The 16,146-nt window shown below is 66.2% G+C and carries 15 protein-coding genes; 5 read left to right on the plus strand and 10 right to left on the minus strand.

The features are described 5' to 3' along the window. The first annotated feature begins 44 nt into the window (after window positions 1-44). The gene (locus IQ782_RS25410; protein WP_194137472.1) at window positions 45-1,676 is read left to right on the plus strand and encodes a dipeptide ABC transporter ATP-binding protein; all 1,632 of its coding nucleotides are present in this window, start codon (window positions 45-47) and stop codon (window positions 1,674-1,676) included. 46 nt (window positions 1,677-1,722) lie between these two features. Continuing rightward, on the plus strand, window positions 1,723-3,543 hold the full coding sequence (atzF, locus tag IQ782_RS25415; protein ID WP_194137473.1) for an allophanate hydrolase: 1,821 nt from the start codon (window positions 1,723-1,725) through the stop codon (window positions 3,541-3,543). 96 nt (window positions 3,544-3,639) lie between these two features. Here atzF and IQ782_RS25420 read toward each other — a convergent pair whose 3' ends face one another. The 4 genes from IQ782_RS25420 to IQ782_RS25435 are packed head-to-tail and all read right to left on the minus strand — an operon-like array spanning window position 3,640 to window position 7,585. Then, the gene (locus IQ782_RS25420; RefSeq protein WP_194137474.1) at window positions 3,640-5,061 is read right to left on the minus strand and encodes an AtzE family amidohydrolase; all 1,422 of its coding nucleotides are present in this window, start codon (window positions 5,059-5,061) and stop codon (window positions 3,640-3,642) included. Beyond that, a complete protein-coding gene (locus IQ782_RS25425; RefSeq protein ID WP_194137475.1) occupies window positions 5,054-5,257 on the minus strand; it encodes a DUF4089 domain-containing protein in 204 nt (67 codons plus the stop codon). The genes IQ782_RS25420 and IQ782_RS25425 overlap by 8 nt, the downstream gene beginning before the upstream one ends. A 5-nt stretch (window positions 5,258-5,262) precedes the next feature. Further along, a complete protein-coding gene (locus tag IQ782_RS25430; protein ID WP_194137476.1) occupies window positions 5,263-6,843 on the minus strand; it encodes a regulator in 1,581 nt (526 codons plus the stop codon). Window positions 6,844-6,898: 55 nt separating this feature from the next. Continuing rightward, a complete protein-coding gene (locus IQ782_RS25435) occupies window positions 6,899-7,585 on the minus strand; it encodes a cysteine hydrolase family protein (RefSeq protein ID WP_194137477.1) in 687 nt (228 codons plus the stop codon). Between the two features lie 62 nt (window positions 7,586-7,647). Here IQ782_RS25435 and IQ782_RS25440 point away from each other — a divergent pair, with 62 nt between their 5' ends. Then, the gene (locus IQ782_RS25440; RefSeq protein WP_194137478.1) at window positions 7,648-8,025 is read left to right on the plus strand and encodes an AtzH-like domain-containing protein; all 378 of its coding nucleotides are present in this window, start codon (window positions 7,648-7,650) and stop codon (window positions 8,023-8,025) included. A 291-nt stretch (window positions 8,026-8,316) separates the two neighbouring features. Beyond that, a complete protein-coding gene (locus tag IQ782_RS25445) occupies window positions 8,317-9,219 on the plus strand; it encodes a LysR family transcriptional regulator (protein ID WP_194137479.1) in 903 nt (300 codons plus the stop codon). 170 nt (window positions 9,220-9,389) lie between these two features. Here the strand turns inward: IQ782_RS25445 and IQ782_RS25450 are convergent, their stop codons facing one another. The 5 genes from IQ782_RS25450 to IQ782_RS25470 form a co-directional block, all read right to left on the minus strand. Then, a complete protein-coding gene (locus IQ782_RS25450) occupies window positions 9,390-9,854 on the minus strand; it encodes a nuclear transport factor 2 family protein (RefSeq protein ID WP_194137480.1) in 465 nt (154 codons plus the stop codon). Between the two features lie 59 nt (window positions 9,855-9,913). Continuing rightward, the gene (gene cynS / locus IQ782_RS25455; RefSeq protein ID WP_240989573.1) at window positions 9,914-10,384 is read right to left on the minus strand and encodes a cyanase; all 471 of its coding nucleotides are present in this window, start codon (window positions 10,382-10,384) and stop codon (window positions 9,914-9,916) included. A 40-nt stretch (window positions 10,385-10,424) separates the two neighbouring features. Next, complete coding sequence (locus IQ782_RS25460) at window positions 10,425-11,333, minus strand: ABC transporter ATP-binding protein (protein WP_194137481.1); 909 nt, start codon at window positions 11,331-11,333, stop codon at window positions 10,425-10,427. Window positions 11,334-11,393: 60 nt separating this feature from the next. Next, a complete protein-coding gene (ntrB, locus tag IQ782_RS25465; RefSeq protein WP_240989574.1) occupies window positions 11,394-12,116 on the minus strand; it encodes a nitrate ABC transporter permease in 723 nt (240 codons plus the stop codon). Window positions 12,117-12,227: 111 nt separating this feature from the next. Next, window positions 12,228-13,595, minus strand: coding sequence for a CmpA/NrtA family ABC transporter substrate-binding protein (locus IQ782_RS25470; RefSeq protein WP_194137483.1), 1,368 nt, complete (start codon window positions 13,593-13,595; stop codon window positions 12,228-12,230). A 228-nt stretch (window positions 13,596-13,823) separates the two neighbouring features. Between IQ782_RS25470 and IQ782_RS25475 the strand changes: the two genes are divergently transcribed. Next, window positions 13,824-15,677 (plus strand): sigma 54-interacting transcriptional regulator, encoded by a 1,854-nt coding sequence (locus IQ782_RS25475; RefSeq protein ID WP_194137484.1) that lies wholly within the window; start codon window positions 13,824-13,826, stop codon window positions 15,675-15,677. 288 nt (window positions 15,678-15,965) lie between these two features. Here IQ782_RS25475 and IQ782_RS29995 read toward each other — a convergent pair. Further along, on the minus strand, window positions 15,966-16,146 hold a 181-nt coding region (locus IQ782_RS29995; RefSeq protein ID WP_240989575.1), incomplete at its 5' end, for a hypothetical protein.

The raw sequence follows: 16,146 nt of genomic DNA on the forward strand, positions 1-16,146 counted from the left end.
GGGGCGGTGCCTCCGCGACCAGCCCCAGCAACAAGGACCCGCACATGCTCAGCATCAAGGACCTCCAGGTCGCTTTCCGCACCCGCAAGGGCGAGGTGAGCGCCGTCCGGGGCATCAGCTTCGAGCTCGCCAGAGGCGAAAGGCTCGGCATCGTCGGCGAGAGCGGCTCGGGCAAATCCGTGACCTCCTACGCGCTGATGCGCATCCTCGACGCCAACGGAAGGATCAAGGCCGGCGATGCGGTCTATTCCGGGATCGATCTGCGCAAGGCCGCCGAACGCGACATGCGCGACCTGCGGGGGCGCGAGATTTCGATGATATTCCAGAACCCACGCGCCGCGCTCAACCCGATCCGCAAGGTCGGCCACCAGATCGAGGACGTGCTGCGCCAGCACGCCCGCGCCACCCGGCAGGACGCAAGGCAAAAGGCCATCGCCGCGCTCGAGGCGGTGAAGATTCGCGATGCCGAGGCGCGCTACGACGCCTATCCCTTCGAGCTCTCTGGCGGCATGTGCCAACGCGTGGTCTGCGCCATTGCGCTCGCCTGTGATCCCAAGCTGATGATCATGGACGAGCCGACCACCGGGCTCGACATCACCACGCAGAAGGCGGTGATGGACCTGGTGGATGAACTGGTGACCGCGCGCGGCATGTCGTCGATCCTGATCACCCATGACCTCGGGCTGGCCTCGGAATACTGCGACCGGATCGTGGTGATGAAGGACGGGCAGATCGTCGAGGAAGGCGCTCCGCAACTTCTGCTGAGCGCGCCGCAGCACCCCTACACCCGCAAGCTGGTCGATGCGACGCCCCGACGCGGCGTGACCATCCGCGAGCTGCTGCCGCAGGAAGAACGCCGCCCGCTCGCCCCGCATGTGGTCGCCGAGACGCCGCTTCTGGAAGTGCGCAACCTGACCAAGACCTACCAGGGCAAATCCGGCCCCGTGCATGCGGTCAGGGACATCTCCTTCACCATCCGCGAGGGCCAGTCGGTCGGGCTCGTCGGCGAGTCCGGCTGTGGAAAGTCCACGACGTCCGCGATGCTGGTCCGGCTGCTCGATCCCACCTCGGGCCAGCTGCTTTACCGCGGCGAAGACCTGGCGCAGATGCCCGCCGCGGATTTCGCCCGGAACCCTCTGCGCGGCAAGATCCAGATGGTCTTTCAGGACGCCACCGACAGCCTCAACCCGCGCCACACCTCGCGCCAGTCGATCGCCGAGCCGCTGAAGCGGATGACCGACCTGCGCGGCGCGGCGCTGGCGGCGCGGGTCGAGGAACTTGCCAGCGTCACCGGCCTGCCCGAGCACCTGCTCGACCGGTTCCCGCACCAGCTCTCGGGCGGCCAGAAGGCGCGCGTCGGCATCGCCCGCGCCATTGCCACCGAGCCCGACTTCCTGATCCTCGACGAGCCCACCGCGGCGCTCGACGTGTCCATCCAGGCGGTGGCGCTGAACCTTCTCGCCGACCTTCGCGCCCGGCTCGGCATGAGCTACCTCTTCGTGTCGCATGACCTCAACGTGGTGCGCATGCTCTGCGACCATGTGATCGTGATGAAGGGCGGCGAGATCGTCGATGCCGGCCCGGTCGAGCAGGTCATGGACAGCCCGTCCCACCCCTACACCCGCGAGCTGCTCGAAGCCGCACCGCAGGTCCCGATCCCGACCGCGGCGGCCTGAGCCGCGCGGTCGCCCCCGTCCCATCCCCGAGGCCGAAGGACCCAAGATGACAGAAGATCTCCCTTTCACCCTGCCAGCCCTGCGCGCCGCCTATGACGCCGGGCAGCGCCCTGAGGACGTGATCGCGTTGGCCTATGCCCGTCTCGATGCGATCGGCGATCCCGGGATCCTGATCCATGACGCCCGCGAGGCCGCGCTGGCGGCGGCCCGGGTGCTTGGACCGCGCGAGGGCAAGCCGCTCTGGGGCATCCCCTTCGTCGCCAAGGACAATATTGACGTGGCGGGCATGCCGACCACCGCCGCCTGCCCCGACTTTTCCTACGTCGCCGAGCGCGATGCCTTCGTGGTCGAGCGGCTCCTTTCGGCTGGGGCGATCTGCCTCGGCAAGGCCAATCTCGACCAGTTCGCCACCGGCCTCGTCGGGGTCCGCACCCCCTATCCCGTGCCGCGCAACGCGCTCGACCCCGAGATCGTGCCGGGCGGCTCCTCTTCCGGCTCGGCGGTCGCGGTCGCGCAGGGCTTCGCGTGTTTCTCTCTGGGCACCGACACGGCGGGCTCCGGCCGCGTCCCGGCGGCGCTCAACGGCATCGTCGGACTCAAACCGACTCTGGGCGCGCTTTCATCGAGCGGGATGATCCCCGCCTGCCGCACGCTCGACACGATCTCGATCTTCGCGCTCACCGTCAGCGACGCCTTCGAGGTCTTCGCCCTCGCCCAGGCCGAGGACCCCGAGGACGCCTATTCCCGTGGCCTGCCCGCCCCGAGCCTTTCGCCGGTTCCGCCGCGCCTGAAGATCGCGGTCCCGACCCGCGCATCGCTCGTGACCGACGGCGACAGCGTGCAGGACGCCAGCTTCCACGCGACACTGACGCAGCTGCGCACCACCGGCGCCGAGGTGGTCGAGCTCGATTTCGAGCCCTTCTACGAGGTCGCCCGGCTGCTCTATGAGGGTGCCTGGGTCGCTGAGCGCACCGCCGCCCTCGGCGCGCGCCTCACCGAGAAGCCCGAGACGCTGCACCCGGTCACCCGCCAGATCATCTCGTCGGGGCTGAACCTGAGCGCGGTCGATGCCTTCCGTGCGCAATACCGCCTTGCCGATCTGCGCAAGACCTGCGCCGAGCTCATGACGGGGATCGACATGCTCTGCGTGCCGACCATGCCGCGCTTCGTCACGGTGGCGGAAATCACCGCGGATCCAATCGGACCCAACTCGCTGCTCGGCACCTACACCAACTTCGTGAACCTGCTCGATATGAGCGGCATCGCGGTGCCCTGCGGGCTGCGCGCCGACGGGCGTCCGGCAAGCGTGACCTTCCTCGGCCGGGCCGGTGCCGACGCCAGCCTCGCCGCCGCGGCGACGCTGATCGAGCAGGGCACGCTCGGCGCGACCGGCTGGGCACGGCCTCCGCGCCCTCTGCCGTCCGGGGAGTCCCGCGCCGGGGAACTTCCGGTTTTCGTCTGCGGCGCGCATATGTCGGGCATGGCGCTCAATGGCGAGCTGGTCTCGCTCGGCGGTCGTTTCCTGAAGGCCTGCCTCACCACGCCCTCCTACAAGCTCTACGACCTCGCCGGTGGCCCGCCGAAGCGTCCGGGGCTGAGCCGACAGGAGATTGGCGGGCGCGCCATCGCGGGCGAACTCTGGGCGCTTCCGGTGGCGAGCGTCGGTGCGTTCCTCGAAGGCATTCCGGCGCCGCTTGGTCTTGGCAAGGTGCAACTGCAGGACGGCAGCGTCGAGGTAGGCTTCATCTGCGAGGGCATCGGCGTCGAGGGCGCCGAGGACGTCTCGGAGCATGGAGACTGGCGGAGCTACCTCGACCACCTGGCGGCGGCGCGGTCACGCGAGGCCGCGAGCGCGCCGGTGAAGTGACCCCTCGCCGGAACGGCGAAGCGCGATGGCGGCCAGGGTTTCCCGGCCGCCATCTGCCTTCGCGGGGCCAGCCTCGGAGCTGGCAGGACGGCGCGGTCACGCCACGTCGCGGAACACCGGGGGCCGCGCGCAGCCGACACCCGAAATCTCGAGGGCGCGGGCAATCCGCAGGGCCAGCGCCTCCTTCCAGGGCGGCACGATGACCTGCACCCCGATCGGCAGCTCTCCGGGCAGGAAGACGGGCACGGTCGCCACTGGCAGGCCGATGCAGGAGAACGGCTGCGCCAGCAGCCCCAGATTGGGCCGGAGCGGCCTCTCTTCACCCCCGAAATACAGCGTCTTGTCGCCGCGCAGCGGCGCGGACACAGGGGTTGCGGGAACGATCAGCGCGTCGATGCGTACAAAGGCCTCCATGGCCCGAGCAAGCCACCAGGCACGCACCCGCTGGGCCCGGCTGACCCAGGCCGCGGGCAGAAGCGCACCCGCGAGGAACCGGTCGCGCGTATCGGGATCGAACTCGTCCGCGCGGGCACGCAGCCGGTCGAGATGGAAGGCCGCGCTTTCGGAATTGGTGATCAGGTAGGCCGCGGCACGCCCGGCCTCTGCGCCGTCGAGGTCGATGCCATGCACCTGCCTGCCGCCCTCGGACTTGAGCACGTGGGCGACCGTTGCCGCCGCAACGCGGGCCAGCGGCCCGGCCTGCGCCGAGAGCCAACCCCCCGGACACGCGAAGCGGAGACCCTCGATCCCGGTTTGGAGGCCGGGCAGCGCCGCCTCGACGGGTCGGCCCGCGCATCCATGGTCCTCCGGGTCCGGCCCCTGCATCGCGTCGTAGGACAGTGCGAGATCAGTGACAGAGCGCGCGAAGGGGCCAAGATGATCGAGGCTGTCGACGAAGGAGAAGGTTCCGGCGCGGGTGAGCCGCCCATAAGTAGGCTTGAGGCTGAACACTCCGCAGAGCGAGGCTGGCACACGCAGCGATCCATTTGTGTCCGAGCCCAGCGATACGGGCGCGAGGCCCGCCGCTGTGGCCGCGCCGCAACCGGAGGAGGAGCCGCCTGTCATCCGGGCAAGGTCGTGTGGATTTCGGCAGGCGCCCTCATGGCTGTTTTCACCCGTGAAATCATAGGCATATTCGCCCATCCCAAGCGTGCCCACCAGCACCGCCCCCGCCCCACGCAGACGCCGGATCAGCGCCGCATCGGTTCGTGCGGCGGCGCGGTCGCGGTTGATCCGCGATCCGGCCAGAGTCGGCAGGCCCTCGACGTCGAAGAGGTTCTTTACCGCAAAGGGCACCCCTGCCAGCGGCCCCGGCTGCCGGCCCGCGGTGATCGCGGCATCGACAGCATCGGCCTCGGCAAGCGCGCGTTCGCCGGTCACCGCGGTGAAGGCGTTCAGCTCGGGGTTCAGCAGGGCGATGCGTTTCAGCGCCGCCTCGGCAACCGTCCTGGCACGCAGATCGCCGCGGCTCACGCCTGCGGCGATCTCATGTCCCATGGCCCATTGCAGGTCACGCATCCGCGTCCTCCGGAAGATCGGGAAGTCGGAAGACCGGCGCGAGGACCAGCTCGGCGTCGTCCAGGTCGACCGTCTCGAGGATCGCTGCCATCTCGACGGCGATCGCGAGGAACCGGGCGGTGCCGGGACGATGGTCCGGCCCGATCGGCAGGTCCATCGCGGCCGACACCGCGTCGATATAGGCGTCGTAGCCCATCCCGGTCATTCGGCCGGTTGCGCTTCGGCGGCGGGCTCGACACCGTCCGCCGACGTGTCCTTCGCCTCCAGTTTCGGGCAGAGATAGAGGAAGACCGCCACCACCGCGTAGGCCAGTGCCACGCCCGGCGTCACGCCGAAACCGACCTCGGGCCCGTGCATGAAGCCGAAGAAGGTCAGCACCGCCCCCGCCCCGGCAAAGGCCGCCGCCCAGGTGAAGTTGCGCTCGATCACGAAGACCCCGATGGCCGCCAGCACCAGCCCGGTGAGGATCGCACCGCTGCCGAGCACGCCGAGGCCCTGGTAGAGCACGCCGTTCTGCGCCATGCCCGCCACCAGCTCCGGCGTGACCTGCGCCCCGGCGGCACCGAGCGCGCCGTCGATCAGCGTCTTCGCCCAGGCGGCAAGGTGCGGCACCATGCCGAGGATGATTGCCGGCGCGTGTTTCATCGGCGAAGTCTGGAAGGCCTGCGCACCGATCAGCATCCCGATGTAAAGTAGGATCGGCGCGATCGCCACCACCGGCACGAGGTTGAGGAAGACCGCGAGGACCCCGAACCACGCCAGGACCAGCACGAAGACCCCCGTCGCGGCGGAATAGCCGATCCGACCTCCCATGGCCTTCCAGCCGGGATGGCCGATGTAGACGGCGTTGGCGAAGGGCGAACCCAGCACCGTGCCGATCAGCGAGATCATCCCCTCGGCCGAGATCGCCTCGGTGGTCGAATAGACGTCGCCGGCCGCCTCGGCGCTCTCCACGTTGTCCATCGCCTCGACGAGGTCATAGACACCGAAGGGGATCGCGGTCACGAGGATGAAACCGAGGAACTCGAAACCCGAGAACACGTGGTCAATGGCCGGGATCGGGATCGAGAAGCCGAAATGCGAAAGGCTCTCCGCCAGCGCGCCCGCGTTCATGCCGCCGATTTCGGGCATACGCAGCGCCGCCGCGCCCCAGGCGATGAGCATGCCGACGATGATGGCGACAAGCCCCGCCGGTATGCCGCGCGGGTATTTCACCCCGCCGAACCAGCTGACGAGGATGATGGCAAGGCAGGTGAGACCGATGATCGAGGTCATGAAAATCTCGGTCGCCGGGCGCATCGCGATGAAGGCGATGGAGACGCCCGCCAGCGTGCCGAGCAGCGCCGCGCGCGGCGTGATCCGGCGGATCATCGGGGCGAGGAACGACCCGCCGATCAGGATGAAGCCCTGCAGGAAAACCCAGGCGAGCCCGGCCTCCCAGGCCTTCACCGGATCGCCGGTCTGACCGAGGATCGGCAGCATGATCACGAAGACCACGATGAACATGTGCGGCACCGAGGGACCCGAAGGCAGGGCGCAGACATCCGCCCGCCCCTCCTTCTTCGCCAGCCGCAGCCCCATCCAGGCATAGTACATGTTTCCAAGGAACAGCATCAGCCCGACCGCGGGCAGGATGCGCCCGAAGGTCAGCTCGTCGGGCAGGCCGACCACGTATTTCAGCAGGCCGGTCATCACCAGCAGGTTGACCAGCACGTTGGTTCCCAGACCGAAGAGGGCGTTCCAGTCGCCCGGGGTCCAGAGCTTCACTGTCGTTTTGTCCATATTGTCTCTCTCCTGTCGGAAGATTCCCGTCGATGCTCCTGCCCGCCGGGTCGTCTCAGGCCGCCTGTTCACCGGCGGTTATTGCGTTCGCGAAGCTCGCGGCGTCGCTGACCCAGCCAAAGATCCCGCCTTGGGCCTTGATCATCTCGAGGCCGACGCGGTGGAACTCGGGAAAGTAGGAGGCGCAGGCGTCGCCGAGGGCCACACAGCGGTAGCCCCGGTCATTGCCTTCGCGGATGGTGGTGTGCACGCAGACCTCGGTGGTGACGCCGCAGACGATCAACGTGTCGATGCCGTTGTTGCCGAGGATTTGCGCGAGGTCGGTCTGGTGGAAGGCCCCCTTCCCCGGCTTGTCGAGCACCACCTCGCCCGCCAGCGGGGCGAGCTCGGCCACGATGTCATGCCCCGGCTCTCCGCGCACGAGGATGCGGCCCATCGGGCCGGGATCGCCGATGCGCCTGCTCGGCACGCCGCGCTGGATCTTCGCGGGCGGCGCGTCCGAAAGGTCGGGCCGATGGCCCTCGCGCGTGTGGATGACCAGCATGCCCGAGGCCCGCGCGGCCTCGAGCGCCCGTCCGCAGGGTCCAACCGCCGCCTGCAGCAGCGAGACGTCGTTGCCCAGCGTTTCCCCGAAACCGCCCGGCTCGAGAAAGTCGCGCTGCATGTCGATGACGATCAGCGCGGCCCGGTCCCGGTCGAAAATCAGCGGAGCCGGGTCCGCGGCCAGTTGCACCTTGTTCATTTTTGGCATTCCTTTCTGACGGGGGCCCGGCGCGGCACCGGTACAGGCGAGGGGCCGAAGCGATGGAGGATTTCGACAGGGCGTCCGTGGAGAGGGAGATCCGTGCGGAGTTCGAGGCCTATGAGGCCGCGCTCGGGGCCAATGATGTCGAGCGCCTGACCGGCTTCTTCTGGGAGGACCCGCGCGCCGTGCGGTTGGCGCCCGGCGGCGGTCTCTACGGCCACGCCCAGATCGCCAGCTTCCGCAAGGCCCGCGACGTGTCGGACATCGCGCGCGAGCTGAGCGAGGTGCGTATCACCGCCTTCTCCGCCGACTTCGGAACTGCCACCTGCGAATACCGCCGCCTCGGATCGGGGCGGCACGGCGCGCAGAGCCAGGTCTGGATGCGCCGACCGGAGGGCTGGCGCATCGTCTCGGCCCACGTCAGCCTCGATCCCTGACGGCGCAATACGCGCCTCGATTGCGCGCCTGCCTCTGCGAGCTCTCGCAACGAGAGGCGCGCGACCCGGCCGGGTCTCCGCACGCGCAAGCGCAAGCGCATGCAAATTGTTCACAAATTCGCGCATGAGTCTCGGCGTCTCCGCAAGGGGCGCAGGGTTTCAGCAACATTCCGGCCGGACTCTGCGACGTGCAGGGCCAGACCTTCTGCGCGCATCGTGCCGCTGTGCAGTGCTGATTTCCACTGCTATGATTTCAGCGATCCGATGCAAAATTTGCAGCAGTAGAGCCCCATGCGCCATCTCGTCACCCTCCTAATGATCCGCGACGTAGCCCGCGCCGGTTCTATCCGCCGCGCCGCCGAAGACATGAACATCACCAGTTCCGCCCTCAACCGACGCATCCAGAGCTTCGAGGAGGAGTTCGGTGCACCGATCTTCGAACGCCTGCCACGCGGCGTGCGGCTGAACCCGGCGGGCGAGCTGCTGATGCAGCATATCCAGGCTCAGGTCGGCGATCTGGCTCGCATACGCAGCCTCATCGCCGACCTGAGCGGCGAGCGGCGGGGCCACGTCTCCATTGCCTGCTCGCAGGCGCTGAACCCGGTCTTCCTGCCCCGCGAGGTTGCGCGCTACCGCGCCGAGCACCCTGGCGTCACCTTCTCGATCCGCATCCGCGACCGCGCCCAGGCCGAGCACGAGCTCAGCACCTTCGCCACCGACCTCGCGCTGGTCTTCGAGCCGGTCCACCTAGTGGATTTCGAGGTGATCCAGGCCACCGAGCAGCCGGTCTGCGCCGTGCTCTCCGAGACCCATCCGCTGGCCGGGCGCGAGGAGCTGCGACTGCGCGACTGCCTCGCCGAGCGTCACATCATCCCCTCGCCGGAATACGGCGTGCGCCACCTGCTCGAGCAGGCGACCCACGGGCGGTCGCTGTCGCTGCGCCCGGTGGTCGAGGCCGACAGCTTCGAGCTGATGCGCCAGTATGCGCTCTACGAACAGATCATCGGCTTCCAAATCCCCATCGGCATTCCCGCCGTTTCCGGCTCCGGCCTGGTGGTGCGCCCGATCCATCGAGACGACATCGAGCCCGGGCTGCTGCTGCTCGGCCAGATGCGCGGGCGCACCCTGCCCGTCGCCTCGGCGAAATTCGCCCAGCAGATCGCCCGCGCCCTGCAAGCGGACCCTGTCCCCTAGGCGCGAGCGTGCTGATGACCTTGTGCGGTTTTCCGGCGTTGCGCAGTCGCTGCGCGAAGGCATTCAGGGTGGGGTTGTGATGTGCAGCGACGAGGGCGACCAGAGCCTTGGTTCGATCAAGGAATCTGTTGGGTGGCGCAAAAACTCTGCTCTAAAGGAAAGCGTCCGGGTCAGAAAAGGCCGGCCGGCACGCAGATCTCTTCCGGCCTCGGCCCCTGGGGCCAGAGCAGGAGCCGGTCGGCGGAAGACGCCAGCGGTACATCGTTGATCGAAGCGTGTCGCTCGGCCATGAGCCCATCCTCCGAGAACAGCCAGTTCTCGTTGCCATGGGAGCGGAACCAGTGCCCCCCGGCGTCGTGCCATTCATAGACGAAGCGCACCGCGATGCGGCTGCCGGAGAACGCCCAAAGAGACTTCACCAGTCGGTACTCGCATTCCTTCTGCCATTTCCGCGTCAGGAAGGCGTGGATCTCGCTGCGGCCCTGCAGGAAGTCCGACCGGTTCCGCCACCTGCTGTCCTCGGTATAGGCGAGAACCACGCGGTCCGGGTCGCGCGTGTTCCAGGCATCCTCGGCCATGCGGACCTTCTGATGCGCGGTTTCCTTGGTGAAGGGCGGCAAGGGCGGGCGAGACATGGTCTTCCTCCGAAGAGAACGCGGGACGGAGCGATAGGGGCCCCGCCCCGAAAGGGTACTTACCAGGAATTGTAGCCGAGATACTTTCCCGACATCTCGATCTTGACGCGATCTCCCTTGGGGTTGGGAACGCGGGTCACCGACATGTCGAAGTCGATCGCGGACATGATGCCGTCTCCGAACTTCTCGTGGATCAGCGCCTTGATCGTGGGGCCGTAGACACCGACGATCTCATAGAGGCGGTAGATGCAGGGGTCGGTCGGCACGGTCTGCTCCCAGACCTTCGTCGGGCTCTCGGCGAGCACGCCCGCGGCCTCCTGCGGAAGCGACAGCGCCGTGACCAACGCTGCGGCCTTGTCGGCCGGCATGGCGTTCATGCCCATGCAGGCGGAATGGGTCCAGACCGGCGACATGCCGATCTTGTCCGCGATTTCCTCCCAGGTGATCCCGGCCTGCTTCTTGGCCGAGAGGATCATCATGGTGACGTCTTCCTTGGTCATCATCTTGGGAACCTCGAAACTGTCTTTCATGGGTCTTTCCTTGGATAGTGCGGCGCGCGGGCCGCGGTCTTCATTGGGCTGCGGCGCGCAGCATCGGGTTGTCTTCGGGCTTGCTGTCCGGGGCGTCTCCGGAAAGGTCGATCCGCACCGTCTCGGGCGATTGCGGCCCACCGCCCGAGGCTTGACCGGCCAGCTCTTTCGAGCGACGCCCCAGGAACTGCACGAGATGGTTGCGGATCGCGTAGTAGTTCGGATGCTCGACGATATCGGTGCGGTTGCGGGGCCGCGGGATGGTGATCTCGACAGACTCCGCGACGCGGGCGCGCGGACCGTTCGTCATTAACAGGATGCGGTCCGCTAGCAGGATAGCCTCGTCGATGTCATGGGTGATCATGAACACCGTCTGCTGGGTGCCACCCCAGATCTTCAGCAGCTCGTCCTGGATCGTGCCCCGCGTGAGCGCATCGAGCGCTCCGAAAGGCTCGTCGAGCAGGAGCAGCTTGGGGTGGTTGGCAAAGGCCCGCGCGATCGAGACGCGCTGCCGCATCCCGCCCGAAAGCTGCGCCGGCTTGCGGTGGATCGCATCGCCCTCCAGCCCCACCATTGCGAGGTATTTCGTCGAATGCTCGGCGACCTGTGCCTTGCTCCACTCCGGATGACGCGCCCGAACGCCGAAGGTGACGTTGCTCAATGCCGAAAGCCAGGGCAGCAGAGAATAGTTCTGGAACACGACGCCTCGGTCGAGGCTGGGGCCTGAAACCTCGAACCCGTCCATCTTCACCACGCCCGAGGTCGGCTCCGCCAGTCCCGCGAGGATGTTCATGATCGTGGACTTGCCGCAGCCGGAGTGTCCGAGGATGCAGACGAATTCGCCCTTCTCGACGCCGAAGGTGGCATCCTCGAAAACGATGGTCTCACCGCCCTTCCCGTCCGGGAACTTCTGGGTCAGGCGCTCTACCGAGAGAAACGGTTTGGTCATGTCGTCTGCCTCGCAATGTTTGGGCAAATGCGGGTGCGCCTGTCGCCGCGCTGGCCGAGATCATTCTGCATAGGTCACCGCCCGCTGGAGCAGTCCGAAGGCTGAATCCAGCAACATACCAACGATGCCGATCATGAGGATCGAGAAGATGACGGAGGTCAGATCGAGGTTGTTCCACTCGTTCCAGACATAGTAGCCGATGCCGGTTCCACCCACGAGCATCTCGGCCGCGACGATCACCAGCCAAGCGATCCCGATCGAGATGCGCATGCCCGTGATGATCGTCGGCGCGGCGGCCGGCAGGATCACCGTGAAGGCGGTCCGGAGCGCGCTCAGCTCATGCGTCCGAGCCACATTCACCCAATCCGAGCGGACCCCGGCCACGCCGAAAGCCGTGTTGATCAGCATCGGCCAGATCGAGCAGATGAAGATCACGAAGATGGCCGAGGCCTCGCTGTCCTGGATGATGAACAGCGCCAAGGGCATCCAGGCCAGCGGCGAGATCGGCCTCAGCACCTGTATGAACGGGTTGAGCGCCCTGTAGGCCACCGGGGACATCCCGATGAGAAACCCCAGCGGCAGGGCGACGAGCGCGGCGAGGAGGTAGCCAGTCAGCACGCGGTAGATCGAGTAGCCGATCTGGATGCCGATGCCCTTGTCGTTCGGACCCGCGTCATAAAACGGGTTCGACAGCTGTTCCCAAGCCTTGGCGATGACCTGGCTCGGCGGGGGCACACCGGCCTTCTGCGCACCGCCGCCGGTAAGCCGCTCGTATTCGGTCATCTCGGACAACGGTTTCTGGGCGGGAATGGCGGCCTCCCATACGAGGAGGCCGACCACCAGGAGGAGGAGCGAAAGGAGCACCGCCTTTTGGTTCAGAGAGAGCACCATGCGTCAGCCTTTGCCGATGGCAAAGGATTTCACGTAGCCTTCCGGATCCGCCGGATCGAAAGTCTTGCCCATGATCGTGTGCGACGTGTAGGTGACGTCCGGCGCCTCGTAACCGAGATCGTTCATGATCTTCTTGCAGTCGGCGGCCAGGTAGACCTGCTCGGCCACCTGCCGGTAGTCCACGTCGCCCTCGATATAGCCCCAGCGCTTCATCTGCGTCAGAATCCAGACGCCCATCGAGTGCCAGGGGAAGGGGTCGAAGTCGATGCGGTCGGGCACCTGCATGACCTCTCCCAGTCCATCCGCGTAGGTGCCGGTCAGCACTTGCTCGACCACGGGAACCGGTTGGTTGAGGTAGTTTGTGGGGCTGATCGCCTCGGCGATTTCCTTGCGGTTCCCCGGATCGCGGGCGTATTGCGTCGCGTCGATGATGGACTTCAGCAGCGCCCCGTAGGTGTTGGGCAATTCCTGCGCGAAGGACAACGGCGCAGCGAATGCGCAGCAGGGGTGACCCTCCCAAATCTCCTTGGTGAGCGTGTGGATGAAGCCGATGCCCTCCCAGACCGCGCGCTGGTTGAACGGGTCAGGCGAGAGGTAGCCGTCGAGGTTGCCAGCGCTGAGGTTGGCGACCATCTCGGGCGGCGGCACGACGCGGATCTGGATGTCGACATCCGGGTCGAGCCCGTGCTCGGCCACGTAATAGCGCAGCAGAAAGTTGTGCATCGAGTATTCGAACGGCACGCCGAAGGTGAACCCCTTCCACTGCTTGGGATCGCGCTTGTCCTTGTGGTCGTTGTGCAGGACGATCGCCTGGCCGTTGATGTTCTCGACAGCGGGCATGATGTAGGGGCTGGCGGTCGAGCCCGCGCCCAGCGTCATCGCCAGCGGCATCGGGGTCAGCATGTGGCTGGCGTCATACTCGCCGGCCAGCGACTTATCGCGCGCCACCGCCCAGCCGGCGGTCTTGATGACCTGCGCATTCAACCCGTATTTCTCGTAGAAGCCGAGCGGTTGCGCCATGATGATCGGCGTCGCGCAAGTGATCGGAACGAAACCGATGTTGAGATCCGTCTTCTCGGGGGTGCCGAGCGTGTCGAGAATGGCCGCCTTGGCCTTGTCGATCGGGAAGACCGAGGCAAGCGCCGCGGCGAAGGTGGTGCCTCCGACCATGCCCATGAACGACCGGCGGTTCAGTTCGCTCTGGCCGAACATGGAGCGGACCACGGCGCTTTCGACCGCGCGTTCAAGCATCGCGTCGGAACTCTCGGGCGTTTCGGTGCTGCCCGCCGAGGTGCCGCAGGCGGAGCAGCTGCACCCGGCCCCGTGGCGGAGGTCTGATTTGTGGTCGAAGGGATTGCCCAGACTCTTCATTCGTTTCATCTCCCGTGCTGGTGCCCGGCCTATTGAGGTTGGCCGTGTGTCATACCTCGATGATACGGAAGTGGCTGAGCCTGGTAACACTCAATTCGCCCGATTGAATATTTACATAAACGTATATTTTAATGGATAATCCATTTCACTTTCGGTTGGAAATTTTATGAATTTTCGTAATTTACGAATTTTCGTATCTCTTTTTCTGCGTTGCGGTATCGTCGGTACATGAAAGATTTCTCTTCCGATTCGATCCTCGGCTACTGGCCCTGGCCGGCAGTTTCGGTTGATCCCGGTTCAGACCGGATCTGCGCCGCGAACCCCGACGCGCAAAGGCTTCTCGGTCGGCCGCTCGTCGGCGACGCCTTCCTCAGCTGCATCGAGGGGAATGCCGGGGACCTCGTGGTCTTCGCCGATGCGGTGCAGCATTTCGGCCACCACTGGACCCGCGCCTTCTCACTGCGCCTCCCTGCGGGCGATCCCCATCCCTGCGAACTGGCCGGAACCTATTTTGACGGGGCCGACGGTGTGCGGCTGCTCATTGCGCTGATCTCGCTCGACGAACAGCAGGCGCGGCAGAACATGACCGAAGCCGGAAACCTCCACCGCTCGGGCCTGCTGGAGTGGAAACGTACGCAGAGCTTCTTTTCCGAACTCGAGCGCCACAACCAGCTGATCCTGGATGCCGCAGGCGAAGGAATCTACGGGATCAATGCCGACGGGCAGACCACCTTCGTCAACCGGGCCGCGCAGGAGATGCTGGGTTGGTCGGCCGAGGACCTGCTGGGCCACGACACCCATGCGATCATTCACCACCGCCACCTGAATGGCGATCACTACGACCACCGCGACTGCCCGATCTACCATTCCTTCCGCAACGAGCGCGTCAGCCGCGTCGAGGACGAGGTTTTCTGGCGCAAGGACGGGCGGCCCCTCCAGGTCGAATATGTCTCCACACCGATCTACGACGGGCAGGTGTTGGCGGGCGCGGTGGTGATCTTCCGCGACATCTCGGAGCGCAAGGAGAACGAGCGTCGCCTGCGCGAGGCGATGGCCGAGGTCGATGCGCTGCGCGACCGGCTGGAGCAGGAAAACGCCTACCTGCAGGAAGAGATCAGCTCGGCCCGTTCCTACTACGACGTGGTGGGGCAGGCTCCCGCCACCCAGCGCACGCTGAAGCAGCTGGAACTCGTGGCACCGACCGATGCCAACGTCTTGATCACCGGCGAGAGCGGAACCGGCAAGTCGCTGATCGCCGACGCCCTGCACCGGGCCTCGGATAGGCGGCACCGATCGATGATCCGGCTGAACTGCGCTGCCCTTCCCGAAAACATCGACCGCGAACTTTTCGGTCAGGTGCGCGTCAACGGGCGCGGCACCGACAAGGCGGGCCGGCTCGAACTTGCCAACGGCGGTACTCTGTTTCTCGAAGAGGTCTCTGACCTGCCGATGGAATTCCAAGGGCGGCTGCTGAACGCCCTGCGCGATCAGAGCATCGTACGGGTCGGCGATGATCGCGCGCGCAAGGTGAACATCCGCATCATAGCCTGCACCACCCGCGACCTGACCCGCGAGGTCCTTTCAGGGCACTTCCGTGAGGATCTCTATTTCTTCCTGAACGTGTTCCCGATCGCGCTCACCCCCCTCAGGGAACGGATCGAGGACATCCCCCTGCTTGCCGCGCATTTCCTGTCGCTGGCCTGCCGCCGTACGAAACGCGCTGAGCCGACGATCACCACCGGCGCGATCCGCCAGCTCGAAAGCTATCACTGGCCGGGCAACGTTCGCGAGCTGGAAAATGTTATCGAGCGCGCGCTGATCGTCTCGACCGGCAGCAAGCTGCGGATCGAGGGGCTGGAATCGCCCCAAGGCGCACCATCGGGCAAGGCCGCGCGGCGGATCCTGACCGACCAGGAGATGCGCGCGGCGGAAACCGCGAATCTCATCGCCTGCCTGACACATACCGAAGGCCGCGTGGCGGGCCCCGGCGGCGCGGCCGAGCTGCTCGGCCTTCGCCAGACCACGCTCTACTCGCGGATCCGCAAACTCGGCATCACCGAGGCACATTGGAAGCTGGGCTGAAACTGCAAATGAGAGCCGCCCTGGATACGGATAAGCGCCAATTCGTTGCTCAATAGCCCCAACCGCCAAGTGCTACCCAGTTGAACTGTATCCGCGCTTCTTGCCGAAATTAGGCTTCGGAAATCTGCAGTTAAGCAAGACTCTCGCTGGGCCGTACGCCTAGCAGAACATCATGCCGGCGTTGATTGCGACCGCAGGCCTTCGGGATTGACCTAGACCGTCGGAGAGGTCCCCCACCCTACCAGGGTGCTGAAAAAGGTCTGAGGAGCACGCTTCTCGCCTCGCTCGTCAGACCCCGGTGCGCCGCCTTTTCACCAGATCGACGAGAGACCCTGAAAATTGACGCGCTTTCGCGTCGAAATGGCGGCACTCGAAGTTTTTCAGCACCCTGCTCTCATGATCGCTGTCAACCCCTTGTTTCACGGCAAATATTCCGGCGAGGCCGGGCGATGCGTGGTGTAGATGCGCA

This window comes from Salipiger mangrovisoli (assembly GCF_015223355.1).
Classification (GTDB): Bacteria; Pseudomonadota; Alphaproteobacteria; order Rhodobacterales; family Rhodobacteraceae; genus Salipiger; species Salipiger mangrovisoli.

Coding starts and splice junctions, on each gene's coding strand:
- IQ782_RS25435 (WP_194137477.1), bottom strand. CDS start 7,585: ATGAACAAGGTGCAACTGGCCGCGGACCCGGCTCCGCTGATTTTCGAC.
- IQ782_RS25460 (WP_194137481.1), bottom strand. CDS start 11,333: ATGACCAAACCGTTTCTCTCGGTAGAGCGCCTGACCCAGAAGTTCCCG.
- IQ782_RS25445 (WP_194137479.1), top strand. CDS start 8,317: ATGCGCCATCTCGTCACCCTCCTAATGATCCGCGACGTAGCCCGCGCC.
- IQ782_RS25425 (WP_194137475.1), bottom strand. CDS start 5,257: ATGGGCTACGACGCCTATATCGACGCGGTGTCGGCCGCGATGGACCTG.
- IQ782_RS25420 (WP_194137474.1), bottom strand. CDS start 5,061: ATGCGTGACCTGCAATGGGCCATGGGACATGAGATCGCCGCAGGCGTG.
- IQ782_RS25440 (WP_194137478.1), top strand. CDS start 7,648: ATGGAGGATTTCGACAGGGCGTCCGTGGAGAGGGAGATCCGTGCGGAG.
- IQ782_RS25475 (WP_194137484.1), top strand. CDS start 13,824: ATGAAAGATTTCTCTTCCGATTCGATCCTCGGCTACTGGCCCTGGCCG.
- IQ782_RS25430 (WP_194137476.1), bottom strand. CDS start 6,843: ATGGACAAAACGACAGTGAAGCTCTGGACCCCGGGCGACTGGAACGCC.
- IQ782_RS25450 (WP_194137480.1), bottom strand. CDS start 9,854: ATGTCTCGCCCGCCCTTGCCGCCCTTCACCAAGGAAACCGCGCATCAG.
- atzF (WP_194137473.1), top strand. CDS start 1,723: ATGACAGAAGATCTCCCTTTCACCCTGCCAGCCCTGCGCGCCGCCTAT.
- IQ782_RS25470 (WP_194137483.1), bottom strand. CDS start 13,595: ATGAAGAGTCTGGGCAATCCCTTCGACCACAAATCAGACCTCCGCCAC.
- IQ782_RS25410 (WP_194137472.1), top strand. CDS start 45: ATGCTCAGCATCAAGGACCTCCAGGTCGCTTTCCGCACCCGCAAGGGC.
- cynS (WP_240989573.1), bottom strand. CDS start 10,384: ATGAAAGACAGTTTCGAGGTTCCCAAGATGATGACCAAGGAAGACGTC.
- ntrB (WP_240989574.1), bottom strand. CDS start 12,116: ATGACCGAATACGAGCGGCTTACCGGCGGCGGTGCGCAGAAGGCCGGT.